The sequence below is a fragment of the Variovorax nivicola genome (genome assembly GCF_051216475.1).
In the GTDB taxonomy this organism is placed as follows: domain Bacteria; phylum Pseudomonadota; class Gammaproteobacteria; order Burkholderiales; family Burkholderiaceae_C; genus Variovorax.
In genome coordinates, this window is sequence record NZ_JBPJZK010000001.1 from 839,655 (window position 1) to 861,471 (window position 21,817).

General features: G+C 67.2%; 19 protein-coding genes. 12 read left to right on the forward strand and 7 right to left on the reverse strand.

Going from position 1 to position 21,817, the window contains the following annotated elements:
• Positions 1 to 9: 9 nt before the first annotated feature.
• Positions 10 to 612, reverse strand: a complete 603-nt coding sequence (locus tag ACSFBF_RS03935; protein WP_435465020.1) for a DJ-1/PfpI family protein — start codon at positions 610 to 612, stop codon at positions 10 to 12.
• Positions 613 to 696: 84 nt separating this feature from the next.
• On the opposite strand from ACSFBF_RS03935, the gene ACSFBF_RS03940 reads away from it, so the two are divergent.
• Positions 697 to 2,031 (forward strand): aminotransferase-like domain-containing protein, encoded by a 1,335-nt coding sequence (locus ACSFBF_RS03940; RefSeq protein ID WP_435465915.1) that lies wholly within the window; start codon positions 697 to 699, stop codon positions 2,029 to 2,031.
• 16 nt (positions 2,032 to 2,047) lie between these two features.
• On the opposite strand, the gene ACSFBF_RS03945 is transcribed toward ACSFBF_RS03940, so the two are convergent.
• On the reverse strand, positions 2,048 to 2,923 hold the full coding sequence (locus ACSFBF_RS03945; protein ID WP_435465021.1) for a LysR family transcriptional regulator: 876 nt from the start codon (positions 2,921 to 2,923) through the stop codon (positions 2,048 to 2,050).
• 109 nt (positions 2,924 to 3,032) lie between these two features.
• On the opposite strand from ACSFBF_RS03945, the gene ACSFBF_RS03950 reads away from it, so the two are divergent.
• Positions 3,033 to 4,097: an alkene reductase gene (locus ACSFBF_RS03950; RefSeq protein WP_435465022.1), complete on the forward strand. Its 1,065-nt coding sequence runs from the start codon at positions 3,033 to 3,035 to the stop codon at positions 4,095 to 4,097.
• An 18-nt stretch (positions 4,098 to 4,115) separates the two neighbouring features.
• Here the strand turns inward: ACSFBF_RS03950 and ACSFBF_RS03955 are convergent, their stop codons facing one another.
• Both ACSFBF_RS03955 and ACSFBF_RS03960 read right to left on the reverse strand, forming a co-directional pair.
• Entirely contained in the window at positions 4,116 to 5,252 is a 1,137-nt protein-coding gene (locus tag ACSFBF_RS03955; RefSeq protein WP_435465023.1) for a DSD1 family PLP-dependent enzyme, read from the reverse strand.
• 10 nt (positions 5,253 to 5,262) lie between these two features.
• Positions 5,263 to 5,907 (reverse strand): HAD family hydrolase, encoded by a 645-nt coding sequence (locus tag ACSFBF_RS03960; protein WP_435465024.1) that lies wholly within the window; start codon positions 5,905 to 5,907, stop codon positions 5,263 to 5,265.
• A 72-nt stretch (positions 5,908 to 5,979) separates the two neighbouring features.
• On the opposite strand from ACSFBF_RS03960, the gene ACSFBF_RS03965 reads away from it, so the two are divergent.
• The 6 genes from ACSFBF_RS03965 to ACSFBF_RS03990 all read left to right on the forward strand — a co-directional run bounded on the left by ACSFBF_RS03965 (position 5,980) and on the right by ACSFBF_RS03990 (position 11,319).
• The gene (locus ACSFBF_RS03965) at positions 5,980 to 6,894 is read left to right on the forward strand and encodes a LysR family transcriptional regulator (protein WP_435465025.1); all 915 of its coding nucleotides are present in this window, start codon (positions 5,980 to 5,982) and stop codon (positions 6,892 to 6,894) included.
• Between the two features lie 95 nt (positions 6,895 to 6,989).
• On the forward strand, positions 6,990 to 8,006 hold the full coding sequence (locus ACSFBF_RS03970) for an ABC transporter substrate-binding protein (protein WP_435465026.1): 1,017 nt from the start codon (positions 6,990 to 6,992) through the stop codon (positions 8,004 to 8,006).
• Positions 8,003 to 9,076, forward strand: coding sequence for an ABC transporter permease (locus ACSFBF_RS03975; RefSeq protein WP_435465027.1), 1,074 nt, complete (start codon positions 8,003 to 8,005; stop codon positions 9,074 to 9,076). The genes ACSFBF_RS03970 and ACSFBF_RS03975 overlap by 4 nt, the downstream gene beginning before the upstream one ends.
• On the forward strand, positions 9,070 to 9,873 hold the full coding sequence (locus ACSFBF_RS03980) for an ABC transporter ATP-binding protein (RefSeq protein WP_435465028.1): 804 nt from the start codon (positions 9,070 to 9,072) through the stop codon (positions 9,871 to 9,873). Before ACSFBF_RS03975 ends, ACSFBF_RS03980 begins: the two co-directional genes overlap by 7 nt.
• Position 9,874: 1 nt before the next feature.
• Positions 9,875 to 11,038 carry a c-type cytochrome gene (locus tag ACSFBF_RS03985; RefSeq protein ID WP_435465029.1) on the forward strand — a complete coding sequence of 388 codons (1,164 nt, stop codon included), beginning with the start codon at positions 9,875 to 9,877 and terminating at the stop codon, positions 11,036 to 11,038.
• 74 nt (positions 11,039 to 11,112) lie between these two features.
• Positions 11,113 to 11,319 (forward strand): dodecin, encoded by a 207-nt coding sequence (locus ACSFBF_RS03990; protein ID WP_435465030.1) that lies wholly within the window; start codon positions 11,113 to 11,115, stop codon positions 11,317 to 11,319.
• Positions 11,320 to 11,380: 61 nt separating this feature from the next.
• Here ACSFBF_RS03990 and ACSFBF_RS03995 read toward each other — a convergent pair whose 3' ends face one another.
• Both ACSFBF_RS03995 and ACSFBF_RS04000 read right to left on the reverse strand, forming a co-directional pair.
• A complete protein-coding gene (locus tag ACSFBF_RS03995) occupies positions 11,381 to 12,382 on the reverse strand; it encodes a hypothetical protein (protein WP_435465031.1) in 1,002 nt (333 codons plus the stop codon).
• 51 nt (positions 12,383 to 12,433) lie between these two features.
• Positions 12,434 to 12,928 carry an arsenate-mycothiol transferase ArsC gene (locus ACSFBF_RS04000; protein WP_435465032.1) on the reverse strand — a complete coding sequence of 165 codons (495 nt, stop codon included), beginning with the start codon at positions 12,926 to 12,928 and terminating at the stop codon, positions 12,434 to 12,436.
• A gap of 101 nt (positions 12,929 to 13,029) precedes the next feature.
• On the opposite strand from ACSFBF_RS04000, the gene ACSFBF_RS04005 reads away from it, so the two are divergent.
• From ACSFBF_RS04005 to ACSFBF_RS04015, 3 genes are read left to right on the forward strand one after another with little or no spacing between them, the layout of a single operon-like run.
• On the forward strand, positions 13,030 to 15,732 hold the full coding sequence (locus ACSFBF_RS04005) for a bifunctional acetate--CoA ligase family protein/GNAT family N-acetyltransferase (RefSeq protein ID WP_435465033.1): 2,703 nt from the start codon (positions 13,030 to 13,032) through the stop codon (positions 15,730 to 15,732).
• Positions 15,733 to 15,791: 59 nt separating this feature from the next.
• Positions 15,792 to 16,820, forward strand: a complete 1,029-nt coding sequence (locus ACSFBF_RS04010; RefSeq protein WP_435465034.1) for an Lnb N-terminal periplasmic domain-containing protein — start codon at positions 15,792 to 15,794, stop codon at positions 16,818 to 16,820.
• Positions 16,820 to 18,760 (forward strand): esterase/lipase family protein, encoded by a 1,941-nt coding sequence (locus tag ACSFBF_RS04015; RefSeq protein WP_435465035.1) that lies wholly within the window; start codon positions 16,820 to 16,822, stop codon positions 18,758 to 18,760. The genes ACSFBF_RS04010 and ACSFBF_RS04015 overlap by 1 nt, the downstream gene beginning before the upstream one ends.
• A 6-nt stretch (positions 18,761 to 18,766) precedes the next feature.
• On the opposite strand, the gene ACSFBF_RS04020 is transcribed toward ACSFBF_RS04015, so the two are convergent.
• Positions 18,767 to 19,702, reverse strand: a complete 936-nt coding sequence (locus ACSFBF_RS04020) for a tetratricopeptide repeat protein (RefSeq protein ID WP_435465036.1) — start codon at positions 19,700 to 19,702, stop codon at positions 18,767 to 18,769.
• A gap of 79 nt (positions 19,703 to 19,781) precedes the next feature.
• Here ACSFBF_RS04020 and ACSFBF_RS04025 point away from each other — a divergent pair, with 79 nt between their 5' ends.
• Positions 19,782 to 21,434: an ankyrin repeat domain-containing protein gene (locus ACSFBF_RS04025; protein WP_435465037.1), complete on the forward strand. Its 1,653-nt coding sequence runs from the start codon at positions 19,782 to 19,784 to the stop codon at positions 21,432 to 21,434.
• Positions 21,435 to 21,817 lie beyond the last annotated feature (383 nt).

Sequence of the window (21,817 nt, forward strand, 5' to 3'; positions counted from 1 at the left end):
CGCAAGAGCTCATTGCGGCAGGTACGGCGTGATGTTTCCGAACGCATTGGCCACATAGGCTTCCTTCTCGCCCACGGGGGCGACGTAGTGGAGCGCCGCTGCGGCAGCCTCCAGCCCTTCGGTGCGGGCGATGATCCAGCCGGCCAGGTAAGGCGAGGCAAAGCAGCCGCCTGCGGTTGCGACGTTGCCGCGCGCATAGAAGGGCTGGTTCAAGACCTCCACGCCGGCCTCCTGCACCCAGGGCTTGGTGGTCAGATCGGTGCAGGCCGGTATGCCGCCCACGAGGCCGAGCTTCGCCAGGATCAAAGTGCCGGAGCACTGCGCTGCGATCAGCTGGCGGGCCGGGTCGAGCGCCAGGCGCCCCATCAGCTCGGGGCTGGCGACGACCTCTCGCGTCTTCACGCCGCTGCCGACGACGACGGCGTCTGCGAGGCGCGCGTCTTCCAGCATGGATTGGGCACGAATGGTGACGCCGTTCATCGACGTGACTTCCGGGGTCGGGCAGCAGATGGTCACGCGCCAATCGGGCTTCTTGATGCGGTTGAGCACGCCCAGCGCGATGAGCGAGTCCAGTTCGTTGAAGCCGTCGAAGGTGAGGATCGCGATGTGCATGGTGTTCGTTCGTGGGGGTGGGATGCACTCATCGTAGACGGGCCCATCAATACAATCAAAGAATTGTCATGGATACATCGCACGATGGCCGAAGCCCGCTACAAGCAACTGGTCGATGAACTCGCCGCCGAGATCCGCGCGGGGCGCCTGAAGCCGGGCACCCGCCTGCCCACGCACCGGCGGCTGGCCGAGCGCCACGGCCTGGCCCTGGTCACTGCATCGCGCGTCTATGCGGAGCTGGAGGCCATGGGGCTGGTCAGCGGCGAGGTCGGCCGCGGCACCTTCGTGCGAGAGACGACGCTGCACGGCGGCGCAGGTGTCGACCAACGGACCATGGCGCCGGACCTGGTCGACCTGAACTTCAACTACCCGTCTTTGCCCGGGCAGGCCGAGCTGCTGCGCGGCGCGCTGCGGCAGCTCGCCGCCGGCGGAGAGCTGGAAGCGATGCTGCGTTACGCACCCCATGGCGGGCGAATGCACGAGCGCGCCTGCGTCGCCCGGCACCTCGCGTCGCGGGGGCTGGCAGCCGAGCCGTCGAGGGTGATGCTGGTCGACGGCGCGCAGCATGGCCTGGCAGTAACGGTGATGGCGCTGCTGCAACCGGGCGACGTGGTCGCGGTCGATGCACTCACCTACCCCGGCTTCAAGGTGCTCGCCGAGGCACATCGGCGGGAACTGGCGCCCATTCCCGCATCCGGGCAGGGCCCCGACCTGGACGCGCTGGAACGCCTGTGCGAGCGCCGCCGCGTGCGGGCCGTCTACACGATGCCGACCCTGCACAACCCGCTGGGCTGGGTGATGAGCGCTAGCCGGCGCCGGCGACTGGCCGCCATCGCAAGGCGGCATGGCCTGCTCGTCATCGAGGACGCGGCCTACGCCTTTCTGGCCGACGATCCACCGCCGCCGCTGGCAACGCTGGCACCGGAGACGACGGTGTATGTCTCGGGCTTGTCCAAGAACGTGGCGACCGGCCTGCGCGTGGGCTTCGTCGTTGCACCAGAGGCGTGGGTGCCGAAGATCGAACGGGCGATACGGGCCACGACCTGGTGCACGCCGGGCGTGACGACGGCGATCGCTTGCGCATGGCTGGAGGACGGCACTGTCGCCCGTCTCGAATCTGAAAAGCGTCAGGACGCAGCGGCGCGACAGGTCATCGCCGGCGAAGCGCTGGCCGGTCTGCGGTGCGTGCGCCACCCGGCGTCGTACTTCGTCTGGCTGCCCTTGCCGGAAGAAACGCGCGCCGACCGGGTCGCGGCGGCATTGATGCGCGAAGGTGTTTCGGTATCTACCGCCGAGCCCTTTGCCACGTCGCAGCATGTGCCGCATGCACTGCGCCTCGCGCTCGGCTCCGTCGGGCTGGACAGCCTGCGCAACGCGTTGCAGACCGTGCGGCGGGTGGTCGGGGAGCAGTCTTTCTGAGCGAAACGGCCCGCGTTCACCGCTGGCCCAGCCGGTCGCGCAGGAATTCGATGAAGCGCTGCGTCTTCGCCGGCAGCAGCCGGGTTTCGGTGATGGCATAGACCGGCGTCGGCGTGCCGTGCCACCCGGGCATGATGCGGCGCAGCGCACCGCTGGCCAGATCGTCGGCCACGACTTCCTCCGGCATCAGGACGATGCCCATGTCGAGCATCGCCAGCCGGCGGATCATGCCCACGCTGTTGAGCACGAAGCGCCCACCCACCGGCACCGTGACCGTTCGCTTGCCGTCCAGCAAAGTCCACGAACTCGCCCTCAGGATGCCCAGGCATTGATGCCGCTCGAGCTCGGCGGGCTTCGTCGGCTCGCCCGAGCGTTCGAGATAGCCGGGCGACGCATAGAGGTGCGGCGTGATCGCCGCCAGCAGCCGCGCGATCAGTTGCGAGTCTTCCGATTCGCCGATGCGTATCGCCACGTCGAAGGGTTCGCTGACCAGGTCGACCCGCCGCGGCGTGAGGTCGAAATCGAAGTTGATGCCGGGATAGAGGCTCGCGAACTCGGCGATCAGGGGCGCGAGGTAGGTGACGGTGAAATCCACCGGCAGCGAGACGCGCAGCACGCCGCTGGGCTGCGCGAGCATGTCGCCGAGCTGCTCGTGCGCCAGGCGCGCTTCGTCGACGATGCGCTTGCATCGCTCGAAGTAGACAAGGCCGGCCTCGGTGAGCTCGATCTTGCGCGTCGTGCGATGCAGCAGGCGCAGGCCGATCGCCTTCTCCAGCGCACTGATGCGCCGCGACAGCGTCGAGTTCGGAATTCCCATCGCCTCTCCGGCACTGCGGAAGCCCTTGGCCTTGACGACCTCCACGAACAGGGCCATGTCGTTCAACAGTTCCATGCAGACTGCTCCATTGATGGATCAATGTTCTGCAAACTACCATATTTATCCCGCGTGGTAAGCAGAGGAAGATTCGCTCATCGCAATCCGCAAGCCAAGGAATTTCGCCATGAGCCAACTTTTCAGCCCCGTCCATGTCGGGCGCCATTCACTGCCCAACCGCCTCGTCATGGCGCCCATGACCCGCAGCCGTGCCCAGCCCGACGGCACCCCCGGAGAACTGGCAGTCGACTACTACGCCCAGCGCGCCGGCGTCGGCCTGATCGTCACCGAAGGCACCCAGCCGTCGGACGACGGACAGGGCTACCTCACCACGCCGGGCATCTACACCGACGCGCATGTCGCCGGCTGGAAGAAGACCACCGCGGCCGTGCACGCCAGGGGCGGCCGCATCTTCATCCAGCTCATGCACGCGGGCCGCATGTCACACCCCGACAACACGCCGCATCACCGCCAGGGCGTCGCGCCTTCGGCCATTGCACCGGGTACGCAGATGTTCACAGCCAAGGGTATGCAGGACATTCCCGCGCCGCGCGCGCTGACGACCGATGAAGTGCGCCAGACGGTGGCCGACTTCCGCCTTGCTGCACGCCGCGCGATCGAGGCTGGCGCCGACGGCGTCGAGATCCACGGCGCGAACGCCTACCTGGTCCATCAGTTCTTTGCGCCCAGCGCCAACACGCGCAGCGATCAGTACGGCGGCTCGATCGAGAACCGCGCGCGCTTCGCCATCGAGGTCGCCACCGCAATAGCCGAGGAAATCGGCGCGGACCGCACGGCGATCCGCCTTTCGCCCGGCACCGCCATGTGGGGCATCGACGAAGGCGCCGAAGGACCGGATCTTTACCGCCACGTGGTCGCCGAACTCGACAAGCTGGGGCTGGCTTATCTGCACCTCATGCACCTGGGCAACGAAGCGTTGCTGGGCGACATCCGCAAGCTCTGGAAGGGCTCGCTGATTCTGAATCGGCCGGGCCAGGCGCGCGACCGGATCGGAGCCGACGTGGCATCGGGGCTGGCCGACCTGGAGGCCTACGGCCAGATGGTCTTGGCGAACCCCGATTTCGTCACCCGCCTGAAGACCGGCGCGCCGATGAACGCGGCCGATCACAACACCTACTTCGGCGGCACGGCGCAGGGGTACACCGACTATCCGGCCCTGAGTGCCGCTTGAGTCAGGCGCCCCGGATACTCACCAACCGTGGAAGCGCCCCCAGGTCTCCAGCAAGCCGTCTTCAGACAGCGCCTGATATTCGGGAAACTGCGCGCCGGTCGCACACGCATGGTTCGGCAGGATGCGCAGCCGCGTCCCGATGGGAAAGCGCGCCGCAATGCCCGTGTCCGGCGCGCCCTCGCGCGAGAGGATGCCGTGCTCCTGGTTGGCGCCGCTGAGCACATAGCCGTCGAGCACCCGCCCATCGACATCGCAGACCTGCCCGTAGCCGAAATCGCGTTTCTGCTTCTGCGTGCCACGGTCGCGGCTCATCGCCATCCAGCCCGCGTCGACGATGGCCCAGCCCTTGTCGGCCTGGTGGCCGATCACCGTGGTGAGCACGCTCAGGGCTATGTCGTCCTCGGTGCAAACGCCGATGTTGCGCATCACGAGGTCGAAGAACACGTAGACGCCCGCTCGCACCTCGGTGACGCCTTCGAGCGCTTCGGCCATCAGCGCCGTGGGCGTGGAGCCCACGCTGACCACCGGGCACGGCAGGCCCGCTTCGCGCAGCCGCTGTGCAGCGTGCACGCAGCCGGAGCGCTCCTGCTCGGCCATGGCGCGCAGGGCTTCGGGCGTGTCGAGCTCGTAGCTGGAGCCGGCGTGCGTCATCACGCCGCCGAGGCGCATGCCGCCGTCGTGCAGCACGTGCGCCACTTCGAGCAGCGCGTCTTCTTCGGGCCGGATGCCGGAGCGATGGCCGTCGGTGTCGACCTCGATCAGTACGTCGAACACCTCGCCGTTCGCGCGGCCGAATTCCACGATCGCACGCGCCGACTCGACACCGTCCGTGAGGATGCCCAGCGCACAGCCGCGCCGGCGCAGGTCCAACGCATGCGCCAGCCGGTGCGGCGCCATGCCAACCGCGTAGAGGATGTCGGTGAAGCCCTCGGCGAAAAACTGCTCGGCCTCCTTCAGCGTGGAAACGGTGATGCCCTGCGCACCCGCGTCGCGCTGTGCCTTGGCAACGGCTATGCACTTGCTGGTCTTCACGTGCGGGCGAAAGCGCACGCCGAGTTCGTTCATGCGTTGCTGCATGCGCGCGATGTTGTGTTGCATGCGCGTCCGCTCGATGAGGGCAGCGGGCGTGTCGATGGTGGCGAGGGTGTTGTTCATAGCGGGTTCTTCATTTGCCGAAGGATTGCAGCCAGGGCAGCGCGGGTGCCAGTGTTGCCGCCTGCAGTTCGGGCGTGGGAGCGCCCTGCGGCAACGCCAGCCCGACGCGGTTGTGCCAGTAGGTGCGCAGCCCGACCGCCGAGGTGCCGAACATGTCGTAGCCCGAGCCGGCAACGAAGGCCGCGTCTTCCGCCTTCACGCCCAGCCGGTCGAGCGCCATGCGGTAGGGACGCGGATCGGGCTTGTAGAAGCCTGCCTCCTCCGAGGTGACGACCACGTCCCAATCGATGCCCAGCCGAGCAGCCGCGCGATGGCCGAGCCGCTTCGAGCAGTTGGTGACCACGGCGAGCTTGCAGTGCGGCTTCAGCGCCAGCAGCAGTTCGCGTGCGCCGTCCCACACGGGCAGCGTGTCCCATTGCGCTTCCAGCGCGTCGGGTGCGGAGTCGGCCATGCCGGTGTGGCGCGCGGCGTCTTTCACCAGCTGCTCGTAGGGCACATAGGCGCCGCAGCCATAGGTGAGCCGCAGGTATTCGGCGCGCCATGTGCGGCCTTTCTCTTCGGAACCTGCGGCGATGTTCCAGACGGTCCAGGAATCAAGCAGCGCTGTGAGCAGGTCGAAAAGCACTGCGCGTGGATAGGCGTTCGGGGGGTGCATGGACACCGACTGTACGTTCCGAGGCCATGCTTGTGCTTCAATGCACGGTCATCAATCGTTAAGCACAAGTTAATGATCCAGATCGAAGACATGCAGCTCGCGGCCGCCCTGCTGCGCGAACCATCGCTGAGCGCCGCGGCGCGCGCGCTCGACGTCACGCCGCCCGCGCTGTCGATGCGGCTGCGCAAGCTCGAAGCCACGCTGGGCCTGTCGCTCGCCACCCGCACTGCACGGCGGCTGAGCCTCACGCCGGAAGGCGAACGCTTTGCGCGCGAAGCAGCCTCGCTGCTCGGCCAGATCGAGGGGCTGCGCGAATCGATGCAGCGCGACGACCAGCGGCTCACCGGCACGCTGCGCATCGCCGCGCCCTTCGGTTACGGCCGGCAGTACATAGCGCCCATGCTCGCGCGCTTCGCCCGACTGCACCCGGGGCTGAGCGTGCAGCTCGACCTGCGCGAAACCCCGTGGCCCGACCGGCACGACGCCGACGCGGTGATCCACATCGGCACGGTGCGCGACTCGTCGTGGGTAGCGCGCACGCTGAGCGCCAACGAGCGCTGGCTGTGCGCGAGCCCGGAATATCTGCGCCTGCACGGCGCGCCCCGCGTGCCGCGCGACGTGATGGCGCACGCCTGCATCTGCATCCGCGAGAACGACGAAGACGTGACGCTGTGGCACGTGCGCCCGGCCGGCCGCGCGGCCTCCTCCAAAGCCAAGCGCGAGACCCTGCGCATCTCGCCCGCCTACGTCACCAACGACGGCGGCGTGGCCCGCCAGTGGGCCGAGCAAGGCATGGGACTCGTGCTGCGCTCCGAATGGGACGCGGCCGACGCCGTGGCACGCGGCACGCTGGTGCGCGTGCTGGCCGACTGGCAGTTCGACAGCGCGCCGGTCACGCTGCTGGTGCCCAGCCGCAAGGGGCGCACGGCGCGGGTGCAGGCCATCGTCGAATTCCTGGCGGAGAGCTTCGGCGCCAGGGAAAAGTAGTTGCGCGCATATCCATAGCCGCATTCCTTCGTTGGCCGCGCGGGCCTCGCACGCCAACACTCGCAGCTTCCAATTTTTCGGTGGAGAAGCCTGCGATGACCGTTCCTCTCGATCACTTACCGCCTTCGCGCCGCAGCGTGCTGCAGGCCGGGGCGGCGGCAGCCATCGTGGGCTCCGGCGCCCTGCTCGCCACCGTGGCGCGCTCGCAGCCGCGCAAGCTCACCTTTGCCTGGAGCCAGGCCGGCTTCTGCCTTGCCCCGGTGCCGGTGGCGCTGGAGCGCGGCTTCTTCGAGAAGAACGGGCTCGACGTCGAGCTGCTCAACTGGGCCGGCTCGTCCGACCAGATGCTGGAGGCCCTGGCCACAGCCAAGGCCGACGTTGGCGTGGGCCTGATCCACCGCTGGGTCAAGCCGCTCGAAGCGGGCTTCGACGTCAAGGTGGTGGGCAGCGTGCACGGCGGCTGCCTGCGGCTGGTGGGGGCCAAGGCTTCGGGCGTGACGACCGACCTTGCCAGCCTCAAGGGCAAGACCATCGGCGTGTCGGACCAGAACAGCCCGGCCAGGCAGTTCTATGCCATTCACCTTGCGAAGAAAGGCATCGACATCGAGAAGGACGTCGACTGGCGCGTCTACCCGGCGGACCTGCTCGACGTGGCCGTGAAGAAGGGCGAGATCCACGCGATTGCCGACGGCGACCCGAACGTGTTCCTCATAGAGAAGCGCAACCCCGGCGTCTTCACCGAGATTGCCAACAGCGCCAAAGGCGAATACGCCGAGCGCCTGTGCTGCATCGTCGGTGCCCGCGGCGAACTGGCGCGCAACGACAAGCCACGCGCCGCCGCCGTGGTGCGCGCGCTCGCGCAGGCCTCCGACTACGTGTCGGAAAACCCGAACGAAGCCGCCAGGACCTATTCGAAGTACGCACCCAAGGTGCCGCTGGAAGACCTGCAGAAGCTGCTGGCCGAGCTCACCTACAAGCACCACCCGGCCGGCAAGGCGCTGCGCAACGAGGTGGAGGTCTTCGCCACCGACTTCCGCAACGCGGGCATCCTGAAGAAGAGCACCGACGTGGCGCGCTTCGCCAACCACGTGTCGCTGGACGTTCTCGCATGACCACGGCCGAACAGATCCTCGACGCGCCGCTCGGCTTGCCGGGCAATGCGCCCACACCTCACACACCGCGGCAGAAAACCTCGCAGACAGTAGCGCTGCGCCCTCCCGCCCCCACCGGCATCTGGCCCACCGGCCTGCTCGCCACTGCCGCTTGGTTCGCCCTGGGCCTGCTCACGCTGCTGTGGCCGAACAAGGAAGTCGGCTTCAATGACTGGGCTTTCACCCGCGAGTTCGGCATTGCCACGCTGGTGGTCGCCGCCCTGCTCTTCGCCATTTCGCTGCTGGGCCACCGCGCGGGCAAGCTGGCGCGAACGTTGCGGCCGGCCGGGCAATGGCTGGTCGCGCTGGCCGTGGTGCTCGCACTGTGGGAGATCAGCACCGCCAAGCTCGGCGTGCTGCCCTCGCCCTTCTTCGCGCCGCCGCAAAGCCTGATCGACGTGGTGCATGAAGACTGGCAACGGCTGGGCCTGTCGACCGCGTATTCGCTGCGCCTGCTGGCCAACGGCTTCGTGCTGGGCGCGCTGATCGGTTTCGTCACTGGTGTGTCGATCGGCTGGTCGCGCATCGCGGGGTACTGGGTGCATCCGCTGCTGCGCTTCCTGGGGCCGGTGCCGGCGTCGGCACTGCTGCCTTTGGCCTTCTTCTTTGCACCGTCGAGCTATTCGGCCGCCGTGTTTCTCGTGGGGCTGGCCACTTTCTTCCCGGTGGCGGTGCTCACGTGGTCGGGTGTGGCCTCGGTCCACAAGAGCTACTACGACGTGGCGCGCACGCTGGGTGCGTCGGAGCGCTTCCTGGTGTTGCGCGTGGCGATTCCGGCAGCCCTGCCGCAGGTGTTCGTCGGCCTGTTCATGGGGCTGGGCGCCTCGTTCTCGGTGCTGATCACGGCCGAGATGATGGGCGTGAAGGCCGGGCTCGGCTGGTACCTGCAGTGGGCCCAGGGCTGGGCCGCCTACGCCAACATGTACGCGGCGCTGTTCGTCATGGCCGCGCTGTGCTCGGGCCTCATCACGCTGCTGTTCAAGGTGCGCGACCGCGTGCTGTCGTGGCAGAAAGGAACCGTCAAATGGTGAATGCAGTGCTTCCTCGCGCGCCCGCGCCGGCCAAGACCACCGGCGGCGCCCACATCGACATCCGCGGCGTCAGCCACTGGTTTGAGGTGTCCGGCGGCGTGCTGCAGGTGCTCGACGGCATCGACCTGCAGGTGCGCCCCGGCGAATTCGTCGCGCTGCTGGGGCCCAGCGGCTGCGGCAAGTCGACCCTGCTGCGACTGGTGGCCGGGCTCGAACCCGCAACCGCCGGCGCCATCACGCAGAACGGCGAAACCATCACGCGGCCCGATCCGTCGCGCATCGTCGTGTTCCAGGACCCGACGCTCTACCCGTGGCGCAGCGTGTGGGACAACGTGGCGCTGGGCCTGCAGGCGCGCGGCGTGCTGAAGGAACAGCGCGCCCGCGTCGATGAAGCACTCAAGCTCGTGGGCCTCACCGAATTCGCGAAGGCCTTTCCGCACCATCTCTCCGGCGGCATGGCGCAGCGCGTGGCGCTGGCGCGCGCGCTGGTCAACGACCCGCAGCTGCTGGTGCTCGACGAGCCGCTGGGCAAGCTCGACTCGCTCACGCGCATTGCGATGCAGAGCGAGCTGGTCAACCTGTGGCAGCGCGCCGGCTTCTCGGCGCTGCTGGTGACGCACGACGTGGAAGAGGCGCTGTTCCTCGCCAACCGCGTGATCGTGCTGAGCGACCGGCCGGCGCGCATTGCGGCGGAGCTGGTGGTCGACCTGCCCTACCCGCGCCATCGCGGCGACCCGCGGCTGGCCGAACTGCGGCACGAAGCGCTCAAGCACCTGGGACTCGACGCCACGTGGTGACATGAGCGGTCCACCCGAGGCCGGTTGGCTCAATCTGCTGATCGGCCTGCTGCAGGGCGCGCAACTGCAGCTGCTGCGCCTGCTCGATGCGCTGGGGCTGGTCTCGCAAGCGCACGGCCAGCCGGCATGGCCGTGGGCACTGCGGCTGTCGGGCGAGAACCTGCTGATCGATCTTGGCCAGGCGCGACGGCTCGGGCTCACGGTGGTCGTGCTTGCGGTGGTGCTGCTGACCCTGGTGCTCGCCCTGTTCTGGCGTCGCCGCCGCGTGTGGCTCGTTGCGGCGGCCGTGCTGCTGGTGGTGGTTGCACCCTGGCCCGAAGCCAACGTGGTGCTGGTGCCCGCGTACCCGACGAGCTTCCAGACATCATCCACGGGCTTTACCGCCGACAGCATCGAGCGCGGGCGCGTGCTGTATGCGGCTCAGTGCATGGCGTGCCACGGCACCGATGGACGCGGACAAGGGCCGCTGGCCGCTTCACAACCCGTGTGGCCGCCCAATCTCGGCGGGCCGCTGCTGTGGCGGCGCGCCGACGGCGATGTGCTCTGGCATGTGATGAACGGCATGCGCGACCGGCGCGGCGCCCCGACGATGCCCGGCTTCGGCGATGTGCTGCGCGACGCGGATGCATGGGCGCTGATCGACTTCATGAAAGCGCAGGGCGCGGGTGAAAGCCTGCGCGCGGCCGGGCTATGGACGCAGCCCATCGCACCGCCCGATGTGGCTGTGCAATGCAAGGGCAAGCCGCCACGCAGTCTGAGCAGTTGGCGCGGGCAGCGCTTGCGGATCGTGGCTGCGGGTGCAAGCGCGCCGCCGCTGCTCGACGACCCGCGCCTCGTCACTGTGTTTCTCGCACCGGATGCCACGGCAGCCGCATCGCAGACTGGCGACTGCATCGCCGCATCGCCCGCCGCATGGGCCGCCTTCTCGCTCGTCGCCGCGACCTCGCAGCTCGCGGGCACGCAGCTGATCGTCGACCGCGACGGCTGGCTGCGCGCGCGCGGCGAACCCGGCAAGGGCGCATGGAGCGATGACGACCTGCTGTGCCGCACCGAACAGCCTGCATCGGCTGGCACGCGGCCGCTGGCGCCAGATGGCCTCGGAGCACTCATCGCGCGCATGGACGCCGAACCTGTGCGCTTCGTGAAGGGCGGATTCGTCCACTGACGCCCACAACAGGACTACGATGTTTTCCGGGCGCCTCGCCGCTGCCCGTTCAACCAACCAAAGGAGACAAACCCATGTCCAACCACGTCTACAAATCGCTGGAGCTGACGGGCTCCTCCCCGACCAGCATCGAAGACGCCGTGCAGACCGCCATCGCAAAGGCACACGAGACGCTGCGCAACATCCAGTGGTTCACCGTCACCGAGACGCGTGGGCACGTGGTGGAGGGCAAGGTCGCGCACTGGCAGGTGACGCTGAAGATCGGCTTCACGCTGGAGTGAGCTGGCACAAGCGCCTCACCTGCACTCGTTTAGAGGCACGAAAGCCGGAGTTAGCCTGCTGCTAAGGGTTCGCTCCCCAATGTCGTACGAGCGGCGCCACTGCCCATGGCGGTAGCAATGCGTCGTGCAGAACGCCGTCCGCATGTTCGGTTTCCCGTCTAAGAGGCCAGCCCATCTGCGCTCCTTCCTCAAAGAACATTAGTCCTTGAGGATGTACGAAAAGCGAAAGCTTCGGTTGAGTGATGCCGGCGTGCCTGAGGTCGGTCATGATCGGTCCACTGTGATCTGCAGCCCATTCGGCCAGACGCCGTACGTTTGCAAGAATCTTGTTGCTGAAGAGTGTCGCTTTCGTCGCGGTCGAAGCTGAACTCACGCCTTGTCCCATGCCCATATAGGTAGCCCCGGCATGGGTAATGAAGCGGTTGATTCCGGCTCCCCGAAGCTTGGCAAGCTCCTCAGGAGTGTGACTCCCGGTAGAGGCGATTACCCCGCGCAACCTGAAGCGCTCCGCTTGTTCGGGCCAGCTGTCGATGAACGTCTTGACCAGATCCTCTTGCGTCCAGAGGCTTGCTTCGCCGTGATCCCGCACGTCGACAAATGCGAGAACATCGTCGTAGACCATCACAAACAGAAGCCAGCCCGAGCGGACAGAGAATCTTTCGTCAGGAGCCGCGGACGTCTCGGCCAAATGAAGGTGATGAATGCCCCAGTCTGCCCAAAGGCCGTCGGTACGCTGCTGGCGCTTGAGGCCGCTTGTATCGTTCTTGGCGATAGTCTTACTCTGGTAAGGATTCAGGTCCTCTCCTTGCAAGACTCTTTGCTCCATATCCCGCAAGGCTTTTTCCATTTCGGCGGGGAGCTGCACGGGAAACCGATTTGATCGCTCAATCCTACGCACCTTAGGCTCGATGTAACGGAGCCGGAAATCGAGCCATCGAATTAGCGGGTCGTCAAGACTTGTTGCATTGGCTTCAGCATGTGCAAGATCGAATGCAGCGATCAACCGCCTTGCAATCTCTCGCACGTCATTCTCAAATGCTTTGGAGATCTCTTCCTTGGTCATCTGGTAGTTAGAAGTCTGTTTGATGGTGGGCCGGAGTATCCACTTTTGCACCTACCGCAGATACCCTAAGTCCCGCACGTCGGAGCGAACGGCCGAGCGGTCTGCTCCCTGCATCGGCAGGCTCACCAGAAGTTCGAGCCGGCGACGCAGCGAGAACAGCATCTGGATGGCGTCGTGCGCGGTCTTCTCCAGGTCGTCGCCGTCGGCTATGTCGGGGTAGGCCCACAGCGCCGCGTCGGGCTGGCCGGGCCATGACGGCTGGCGGGATTCGTTGGCCGCGTCCAGCGTGATGACGAAATCCGCCGGGGAGGCATTGGCGCGCACCAGTTCGTCCCAGCTGCGCGGCGGCCGTTGGGGAGGGGGAATGCTGGCGCTCTTCAATGCGGCAATGGCCGCGGGATGGAGCTCACGGGCAATGTGCCCGGGTTGACCGCAGGAAGATACCGAGAACCGCTTGGGGTCCAGGTGCGCGAGGCACGCTTCGGCCAGGATGCTGCGCAATGAATTTCGTCGTGAGACGAAGATCACGCCAATACGTTTTTGCATGGAGCCTTGAATATAGCCAAGCGCGCTGACCACGTCATGACTTAGGTCAACACTCTGTCCAGCCGCCCCCGAAAGGTGCGGAACGGTGCAGACTTGGGGGCATGGACAAGCATTTCCTGACCCCGCTTTTCGCGCCCGCCTCCATCGTGGCCTTCGTCGGCCACGCCGACGACCCGGGCGGCCAGACCCCTGCTGGCCGTACGCTGCGCGAGGCCTTTCGCGCCGACCGCTTCGACGGCACCTTGCGCTTTCTGGACGTGCGCACCAAGGGCACGCTCGAAGAGTTGGCCCAGACCCATGCCGACCTCGCGCTGATCGCCCTGGCGCCGCGCGACGTAGCTGCCGCCCTTGAAATCGCGGGGCGCATCGGCTGCAAGGCGGCAGTGGTTCTTTCGAGCGGCATCGGCGCCGATGAGGCAGCGCAATGGCGCAAGATCGCGCGCCGCGAAGGCGTGCACCTGCTGGGGCCGAACTCGCTGGGCTTCCAGCGGCCGCTGCTGCATCTGAATGCGAGCGTGGCCGGCCCGCTGGCCAGGCCGGGGCCGCTCGCGCTGGTGGCGCAGTCCGGCGCGCTCACGGCCTCGATGCTCGACTGGGCACGCCAGAACGGCGTCGGCTTTTCGAGCGTGGTGTCGCTGGGCCCGCACACCTCGGTCGACATTCCGCAAGTGCTCGACTTCCTCGCCAACGACCAGGCCACGCACAGCATCATCGTGTACCTCGAAGGCATTGCCGATGCGCGCCGCTTCATGAGCGCGCTGCGCTCGGCCTCGCATGCCAAGCCGGTGGTGGTGCTCAAGGCCGGGCGCAAGCCGGCGGGCAACGAGGCCGCGCAGACGCACAGCGCCGCCATCGTCGGCAGCGACGACGTATTCGACGCCGCGTTGCGTCGCGCGGGCGCGGTGCGGGTTCGCTCCTTCGTCGAGCTGTTCTCTGCCGCCAAGTGCCTGGCCTCGCGCTACCGGCCGGTGGGCAAGCGCCTGGCCGTGGTCACCAACGGCGGCGGCCCCGGCGTGCTGGCGGCCGACTGGATCAATGAGATCGGGCTGCACCTGGGCAAGCTTTCCCCGCCCGCGCAGAAGCTGCTGCAGCCCACCCTGCCCCCGCTCGCGTCGCTGGCCGACCTGATCGACCTTTCCGAAGAGGCACTGCCCGCGCACTACCGCGCCGCCATCGAAGCGGCCTCGGCCGACAGCCAGGTCGACGGCGTGCTCGCCATCTTCTCGCCCAAGGCCGGTGCCGATGCGGCCGCCACAGCGAAAGCGCTGGCCGACATTCCGCGGCCGATGAACAAGCCGCTGCTGGCCTGCTGGATGGGCGACTCGTCTGTAGGCAAGGCGCGCTCGGTGCTGGCTGACGCGACCATTCCGAGCTTTCGCACGCCCGAAGCTGCGGTGGGCGCCTTCGGCAACATCGCGGCCTTCTATCAGAACCAGCAGTTGCTGCAGCAGACGCCGCCGCCGCTGTCGGCGCTGGCCAAGCCCGACATCGAGGGCGCGCGCCTGATCATCGAAAGCGTGCTGGCCGAGCGGCGGCATGTGCTGACGGAGATGGAGTCGAAGTCGCTGCTGTCGTCCTTCCACATTCCGATCACGCGCACGCTGCTCGCGCGCAGCGCCAGCGAGGCCATGATGATCGCGACGCAGCTGGGCTTTCCGGTGGCGCTGAAGATCGATTCGCCCGACATCGCGCACAAGTCCGACGTGGAAGGCGTGGCGCTCAACGTGCTGAACGGCACCGCCGCGCGCGACACCTACGTCGAGATGATGGAGCGCGTGGCCCGCCTCGCGCCCGAGGCCCGCATCAACGGCGTGACCGTACAGAAGATGGTGCGCGCGCGGCGCGGGCGCGAGATTTACGTGGGCATGGTCACCGACGAGCCCTTCGGCCCCGTCATCGTGTTCGGCGCGGGCGGCACCATGATCGAGTTGCTGAACGACCGCGCCATGGAGCTGCCGCCGCTCAACCAGTTTCTTGCGCATCGGCTCATCGAGCGCTCGCGCGTGGCCGAGACGCTGGGCGAATGGCGCGGCGCCCACGCGGTGAACATGGAAGCACTCGAAGACGTGCTGCTGCGCGTGTCGGAAATGGTGTGCGAGCTGCCCGAGCTGCGCGAGATGGACATCAACCCCATCATCGTGGACGAGAACGGCGCCATTTCGGTCGATGCGCGCATCGTGGTCGGCAGCACCACGCAGGCGGTGGCGGCCCACGTCGGCAATGCGGTCAACGGCTACCAGCACCTGGCCATCATGCCGTACCCGGCGCGCTACCGGCGCGAATGGCCGCTGCCTGGTGGCGGCACGTACATCGTGCGGCCGGTGCACCCCAACGACGCGCAGATGCTGCAGGCGCTGGTGCAGGGCCTGTCGCCCGAAAGTCGCTGGTTCCGCTTCGTCTCGCGCTTCCACGAGCTGCCACCGTCGATGCTGTCGCGCTTCACGCTGATCGACTACGACCGCGAGATGGCGCTGGTGGCGGTGGTGATGGAGCGCAGCGTGTCGCCCGACGGCACCGTGCTCGAAAGCGAGCACATCGTGGGCGTGTCGCGCTACATCACCAACCCCGACCAGACCAGCTGCGAGTTCTCGCTGGTGGTGGCCGACGAATTCAGCGGCAAGGGCATCGGCTCGCGGCTGATGGAAAGCATCATCGACGTGGCGCGCGACAAGGGCCTGGCCGAGATCGACGGACTGGTGCTGGCCAACAACCCCGACATGCTGAAGCTGGTGCGCCGGCTGGGCTTCACCGTGAAGCCCTTCCCCGAAGACCCGGACTTCAAGCTCGTGACCTACATGTTGTAGACGCCCCGGGGCGCCCAGGTCGGGCGGAGATAATCGCGCCTCACTCTCCGTTGACCTGAATGATCCTGCGCTTCCTCGGCCGCCTCGCGGCATCGCTCGTCGTATTGCTCTCGGCGATGTGGGCCTGCCTTGCCCTCTGGTACCAGTTTCCCGGGCCGGCCGCCGTCAAGATCGGCGCAGGCGTTCTGTGGGGCGCTTTCGGCCTCGCGGCCATCGCGCTGCTGTGGCGCGGTCGTGCCGCGCGCGCCCTGCTCTCCTATGTCGTGGGCTTTGCCGTGTTCATGGTCTGGTGGAGCAGCATCCTGCCCTCGCAGAACCGCGTGTGGGCCGACGACGTGGCACGCCAGTTACGCGCCCACGTAGACGGCAACATCGTGACGATGGACAACGTGCGCAACTTCGAATGGCGCAGCGACACCGACTACACCCAGCGCTGGGAAACGCGCAGCTACGACCTCGACCGCCTGCGCTCTGTCGACGTGGCGCTGTCGTACTGGAGCGGCCCGGCCATCGCGCACACGCTGGTGTCCTTCGGGTTCGACGACGGGCAGTTCGTTACCTTCTCCATCGAGATCCGCAAGGAACGCGGCGAGAGTTTTTCATCTGTCGGCGGCTTCTTCAAGCAGTTCGAGACCAGCCTCATTGCGGCCGACGAGCACGACATCATGCGCGTGCGCACCAACGTACGCGGCGAAGACGTCTACATGTACCGCGTGCGCCTGCCGCAGCAGGAAATGCGCTCGCTGTTCATGGCCTACCTCGGCGAAGGAGCGGCGCTGGTGCGCGCGCCGAGCTACTACAACACGCTCACCGCCAACTGCACCACCATCGTGTACGCCCTGGCCAAGCGCATCGTGCCCGGCCTGCCGATGGACTGGCGGCTGCTGGCCTCGGGCTACCTGCCCGACTACCTCTACGACGTGGGCGGCCTCACGCCTGGCTACAGCATGGAAGCGCTGCGCGCGGCGGGCCGCATCACCGACCGCGCCATCGCCGCAGACAAAGCGCCAGGCGCGAACTTCTCGCAGGCGATCCGGCAAGGCCTGCCGGGCCTCGAGGAGTCCAAGGCACCCAAGGCGAAGCCGTGATGCGCGTGCGCCTTCTTTCCCTTCTGTGCACCGCTGCACTGATGGTCGGTTGCGCGGGCGTGAAGGTCGGTTCGATCTCGCCGGCCGAGTACCTCGCGCAGCGCCGCGGCGACGTGCTGACCACCGGCAAGCTCAGCACCTCCGCGCAGGAAGTGCTGCGCGTGATCGGCTCCGACGCCGATCTGTGCCGCAAGGACGGCCAGGCCTGCCGCAACGCGCTGGCCGACTCGTCGGGCCTGAGCGACGAACAGCGGCTGTCCGCACTGTCGGAGGTGTGGCTCCAGGTGGCGCTCGCGGCGGAGAAAGGCGGCACCGCCGCGGAGCCGGCCGCGTCGTCCACCACGGCCATCGAAGCCTGGCTCGAAACCGCGCGCCATGCCTACGCCTACCTGTTCTACACCGCTCGCAAGCCGCGCGATCGAGCCTTCGAAGACCGGCAGACGCAGGTTCGCGACTACTACAACTACGCGGTGCAGCAGGCCATTACCGGCCTCTTCAAGACGTATCGGCGCACCGGTTCGCCATCGGACACGGCGCCTCCGGAGGTGCCGCAGGTGGGCGACTGGCACATCGAAACCGATGTGTCGGCCCTGCGCCTGCCCGCCAGCGCGCCGCTGCCGGACGAGCTGATTCCCGCCGCCTCGCTGACCTTCTCGGGCCTGCGCAACACCTACCGGCGCGACGGCTTCGGCGCGGAACTGGTGGCGGCGAACGCCAAGCGCACGGATGAGGAGGCAATGTCCGCCCCAGCCGACGACAAGCGCCCGCCCCGGCCGCCCTACCGCGAGATGCCGTTCCCCGCCGTCACCGCGCTGCTGCTGTTCGACGGCGCCAATCTCGGCGAGATCCTGAGCACGCATACGCTGCGCATCGCGGCCTACGACCCGTACCGCACCGCCAACGTGCAACTGGCCGGGCAGGAGGTGCCGCTGGCCGCCAACTTCACCTCCGGCTACGGCCTGTGGCTCGCGCGCTCCGACTTCGCGCTGCAGGCCCTGCGCAGCCTGTTCGGCGGCCGCGACGGGCTCACGCAGCCGCGCATCTACCTGATGCAGCCCTACGACCCGAACCGACGCACGGTCATCATGCTGCACGGCCTCGCGAGCAGCCCCGAGGCGTGGATCAACGTGGCCAACGAAGTGCTCGGCGACGAAACGCTGCGCCGCCGCTACCAGATCTGGCAGGTGTATTACCCCACCAACGCACCGCTGCCGATCAACAACTTCGCGATCCGCGAAGCCGTCACGCAGACGCTGGCGCACTTTGACCCCACCGGCAAGGCCGAGGCTTCGAACAACATCACGCTGATCGGCCACAGCATGGGCGGCGTGCTGTCACGGCTGATGGTGTCGTCGTCGGAAGACAAGCTCTGGGACGCGCTGCTCGCCAGCTACCCGATGCAGGGCGCGCAACAGCAGCGCATGGAGGAAAAGCTCGCGCCCTATCTGCGCTTCGAGCCGCTGCCGCAGGTGAGCGACGCAATCTTCATCGCCTCGCCGCACCGCGGCACCGACTTTGCCAACAACCGCGTCTCGCGCTGGGTGGCCAACCTCATCACGCTGCCGGTGGCAATGCTGGGGCAGCTGGGCGACATCTCGCGCGAGCTGATCCGCATCGCGCCCAGCACGCAGGGCCAGGAGCCGCTGCGCATTCCCAACAGCATCGACAACCTGAGCGACCGCGACCCGTTCGTGCGGCTGTCGTCGGGGCTGCCGATGAATCCACGCGTGCGCTTTCATTCGATCATCGGCAACGACACGCCCGGCGTGGCGCAGGCACTGTCGAGCGACGGCATCGTGCCGTATGCAAGCTCGCACCTGGACGGCGCGGCGTCGGAGCTGGTGATTCCGTCGGCGCATAGCGTGCAGGAGAACCCGCTGGCGATTCTGGAGATTCGGCGGATTCTCAGGGAGCAGCTGCGTTCGCAGCCGCCGCGCTGACCACGGCTATCCTTTTGCCGAGCGTTGCGCCCGCACGCGCTTCAGGAAGTCCTGGAAGAGCGCCTTCTTCTCGGGAAACCGTTCCACTCCTTCCGTGAAAACGGCCTCTGCGGCGGCCAGCTCACCCAGCCGCATGAGGCACTCGCCCTTCGAGAAGAAAGCGGCAGGCCCATCGGGATTCACCTGCAGCGACTGCTCGAAGTCGTTCAGCGCTTCACGGAAATTCCCGAGCTCCATGTGGGTGAACGCCCGGTTGTCGATGGCTTCGAAGAACAGCGGAAACAGCTCCACCGCCGCGTCGTATTCGGCGATGCCCTCCTGCTTCTTTCCCTGTTCGCAGAGTTCGTTCCCGCGCAGGTAGTGCGCGTTGGCCTCGTGGACGATCTCCTTGCTGCCCTTGCCGGTCACTTCGAGGTAGCGCGGAAAGTCGGTGAGCCTCAAGTACTCAGCAAAGCCGATCAGGTCTTCTTCGGTGGGCGGCCGGTTGCCGATCAGCTCCCAGCCTTCGCCGAAGCTGCCCGCGTCGATGGGGGCATGCCATATCGACACCTCAGTCTGCTTCAGAGAATCGGCCGTGGGCTTCGCGTCCATCGGCTTGTAGTTCAGGCAGTGGGCGGCCGACGTTCCATCGGGCCACGGGTCGACCTCGAGAATCCAGACAGCCCGCCAAGCTCGCCGGTCGCGCCGGGTCAGCAAATCGCCCGGCTTTACCGCGAGCCGGCCCTCTATCGGAGAGTCGGGCGTCGAGGTCGAACCACCAAGGCGTGCGGCGAGCCGCTGGATGAATCGGGGCAGCATGGTTTGCGTCGGATATCGGGAAGATGGATGTGCGCGCCACTGTAGCCGCTCGCTGTCTGTCCGTTGACCGGCGCGCGCATCGTGCCCTAACATCCCGCCCGCGGTGCAAGCCGCGCCCGGACCCGCGGGAAGGGTTGAACCCACTTGCCTTCATTTGCCGATCCACACGCCTTTTGTGCAGCCGGATTTGCGGGTCATCGGCGTCTGATGCACGGAGGTTCACATGAAGCGCATGCCCGCCCGGCCCGACCTGGGCCATCTGAAGAAGCAAGCCAAGGAGCTGCTTGCTCTCTACCGAAGCAACGACCCCACCGCCACCGCCCGGTTCCGCGAAGCCTTGCCGGCCGCTGCCGGCAAGAGCGACCCTGTGATCGCAGCCCTTGACCTGCGCCTGCACGACGCGCAGTCGTGCGTGGCGCGCGAATACGGCTTCGCATCCTGGGCCGACCTGCAGGGTTTTGTTCTCGCGCGACGGTCGCAGGCCGACGACCCGGCAAAGTCCGTCCTCTACTGGCTGCGCCTTGTCTACGCGGGCGACATCGCCGGTGGAACGAACCGCGCGCGGCCATCGGTGGCCCTGCGCCTGCTCGACGAAAGCCCCGGCCTGCTGGGTGACGACCCCATCCTTGCCTGTGCGGTCGGCAACGAAGCGCTGCTGCGCCGCACGATCGAGCAAGACCCGGGCTGGGTGCACCGCGCGGGAGGCCCGCTCGCTCTCCCGCCGCTTGTTGCCTTGGCCCATTCCGGCCTGATGCAATTGCCCGAATTCCGTGAACGCCTGCATGCCTGCGCGAAGCTGCTGCTCGATGCCGGTGCTGATCCCGATCAGTCAGTCGGCAACCGCTGGCCTCCGGTGTCTGTCGATACGCCCTCCGACACCGAGCGGCTGTCCGCCCTCTACGGCGCCGCCGGCCAGAACCGCGACCCCGAACTCACGAAACTGCTGCTGGACGCAGGTGCCAATCCGAACGACGGTGAATCGCTCTATCACTCGCTCGAGAACCCGGCCTGCACGCGGCTGTTGCTCAGCGCCGGCGCGCGCATCGCGGGCACGAATGCGCTCTATCGCGTGCTCGATCTCGACGACGTGGAAACGCTGCGCCTCCTGCTCGCGCACGGCGGCAACGCGAACGAGCCGCCCATGGGCCCTCCCACGTCCGACTGGGGTTCGCTGCTGCTGTGGGCCATTCGGCGTCGCAGGTCGCCTGCGCACATCGAAGCCTTGCTGACAGCGGGTGCCGATCCCTCGACCACTACGCGCGATGGCACGAGCGCGTACACCGTCGCCCTGCGGTTCGGGCAGCCGGAGGTTGCGCGCTTGCTGCAGGCTGCAGGAGGTGGCACCCCGCTTCCCGTGGACGAAGCCTTCATCACCGCCTGCGCACAAGGCGACGAAGCCACGGCCCGCCGAATCCACGCGGCGCACCCGGGCCTTGTCGCCTCGCTCTCCGAAGCGCAGCTGCGCCTGCTGCCGGAGCTCGCGGCGCAGGGCTGCAGCGATGCAGTGAAGCTGATGGTCGAACTCGGCTGGCCCATCGCGACTCGCGGCGGCGACTGGGATGCCTCGGCGCTGAACAAGGCCGTGTTCCGCGGCGATGCCGGGCTCGTCCGATTCCTGCTGGCGCACGGCGCAAGCTGGGAAGAACGGCACGGCTTCGACGACAGCGCCTGCGGCGGCCTCTCGTGGGCTTCATGCAATGAGCCGGAGGGCGAAGGAGACTGGCTCGGCTGTGCCGAAGCGCTGGTCGCGCACGGCATGCCCACAGCGCGGCCGGACCCCGCGAGCCCGGACAGCGTGCTCATCGGCGGGCAGCGCTATGTGTTCTCCGATGAGGTCACGGACTTCCTGCTCGGTGCGTCCACAGCGCGAGGCTAAAAAAAAACGGGCCCAAGGGCCCGCCCAAAGTCGTCCATCGAATTGCACAAAAAAACGCAACCCGACTCCGACTCACCTCGAACTCAACTCCTGACTCCTGCTTCCTCTCGTTTCCTTCTCGATGTTCGTAGCCAGCACTTCGGGCGCCGAGCCTGCGTAGTAGGGACCGCGGATAGGACACGGTGTAAGGCGCCAAGCGCCCTTGAAAGAATTGCGTCAAATTCTCTTGGGCATCGCGCGCACCGTTTGCGCCGAATTTCTATATCGATATCTGCTGAGTGCTCGCGCTCGACCGTTCGCGGCACGTCGCGGTCCACCAACGATTGCAAGAAATTCAGCGCACTGAATGATTTCGTCGTATGCGCCGAGTTGTACGAATGCAC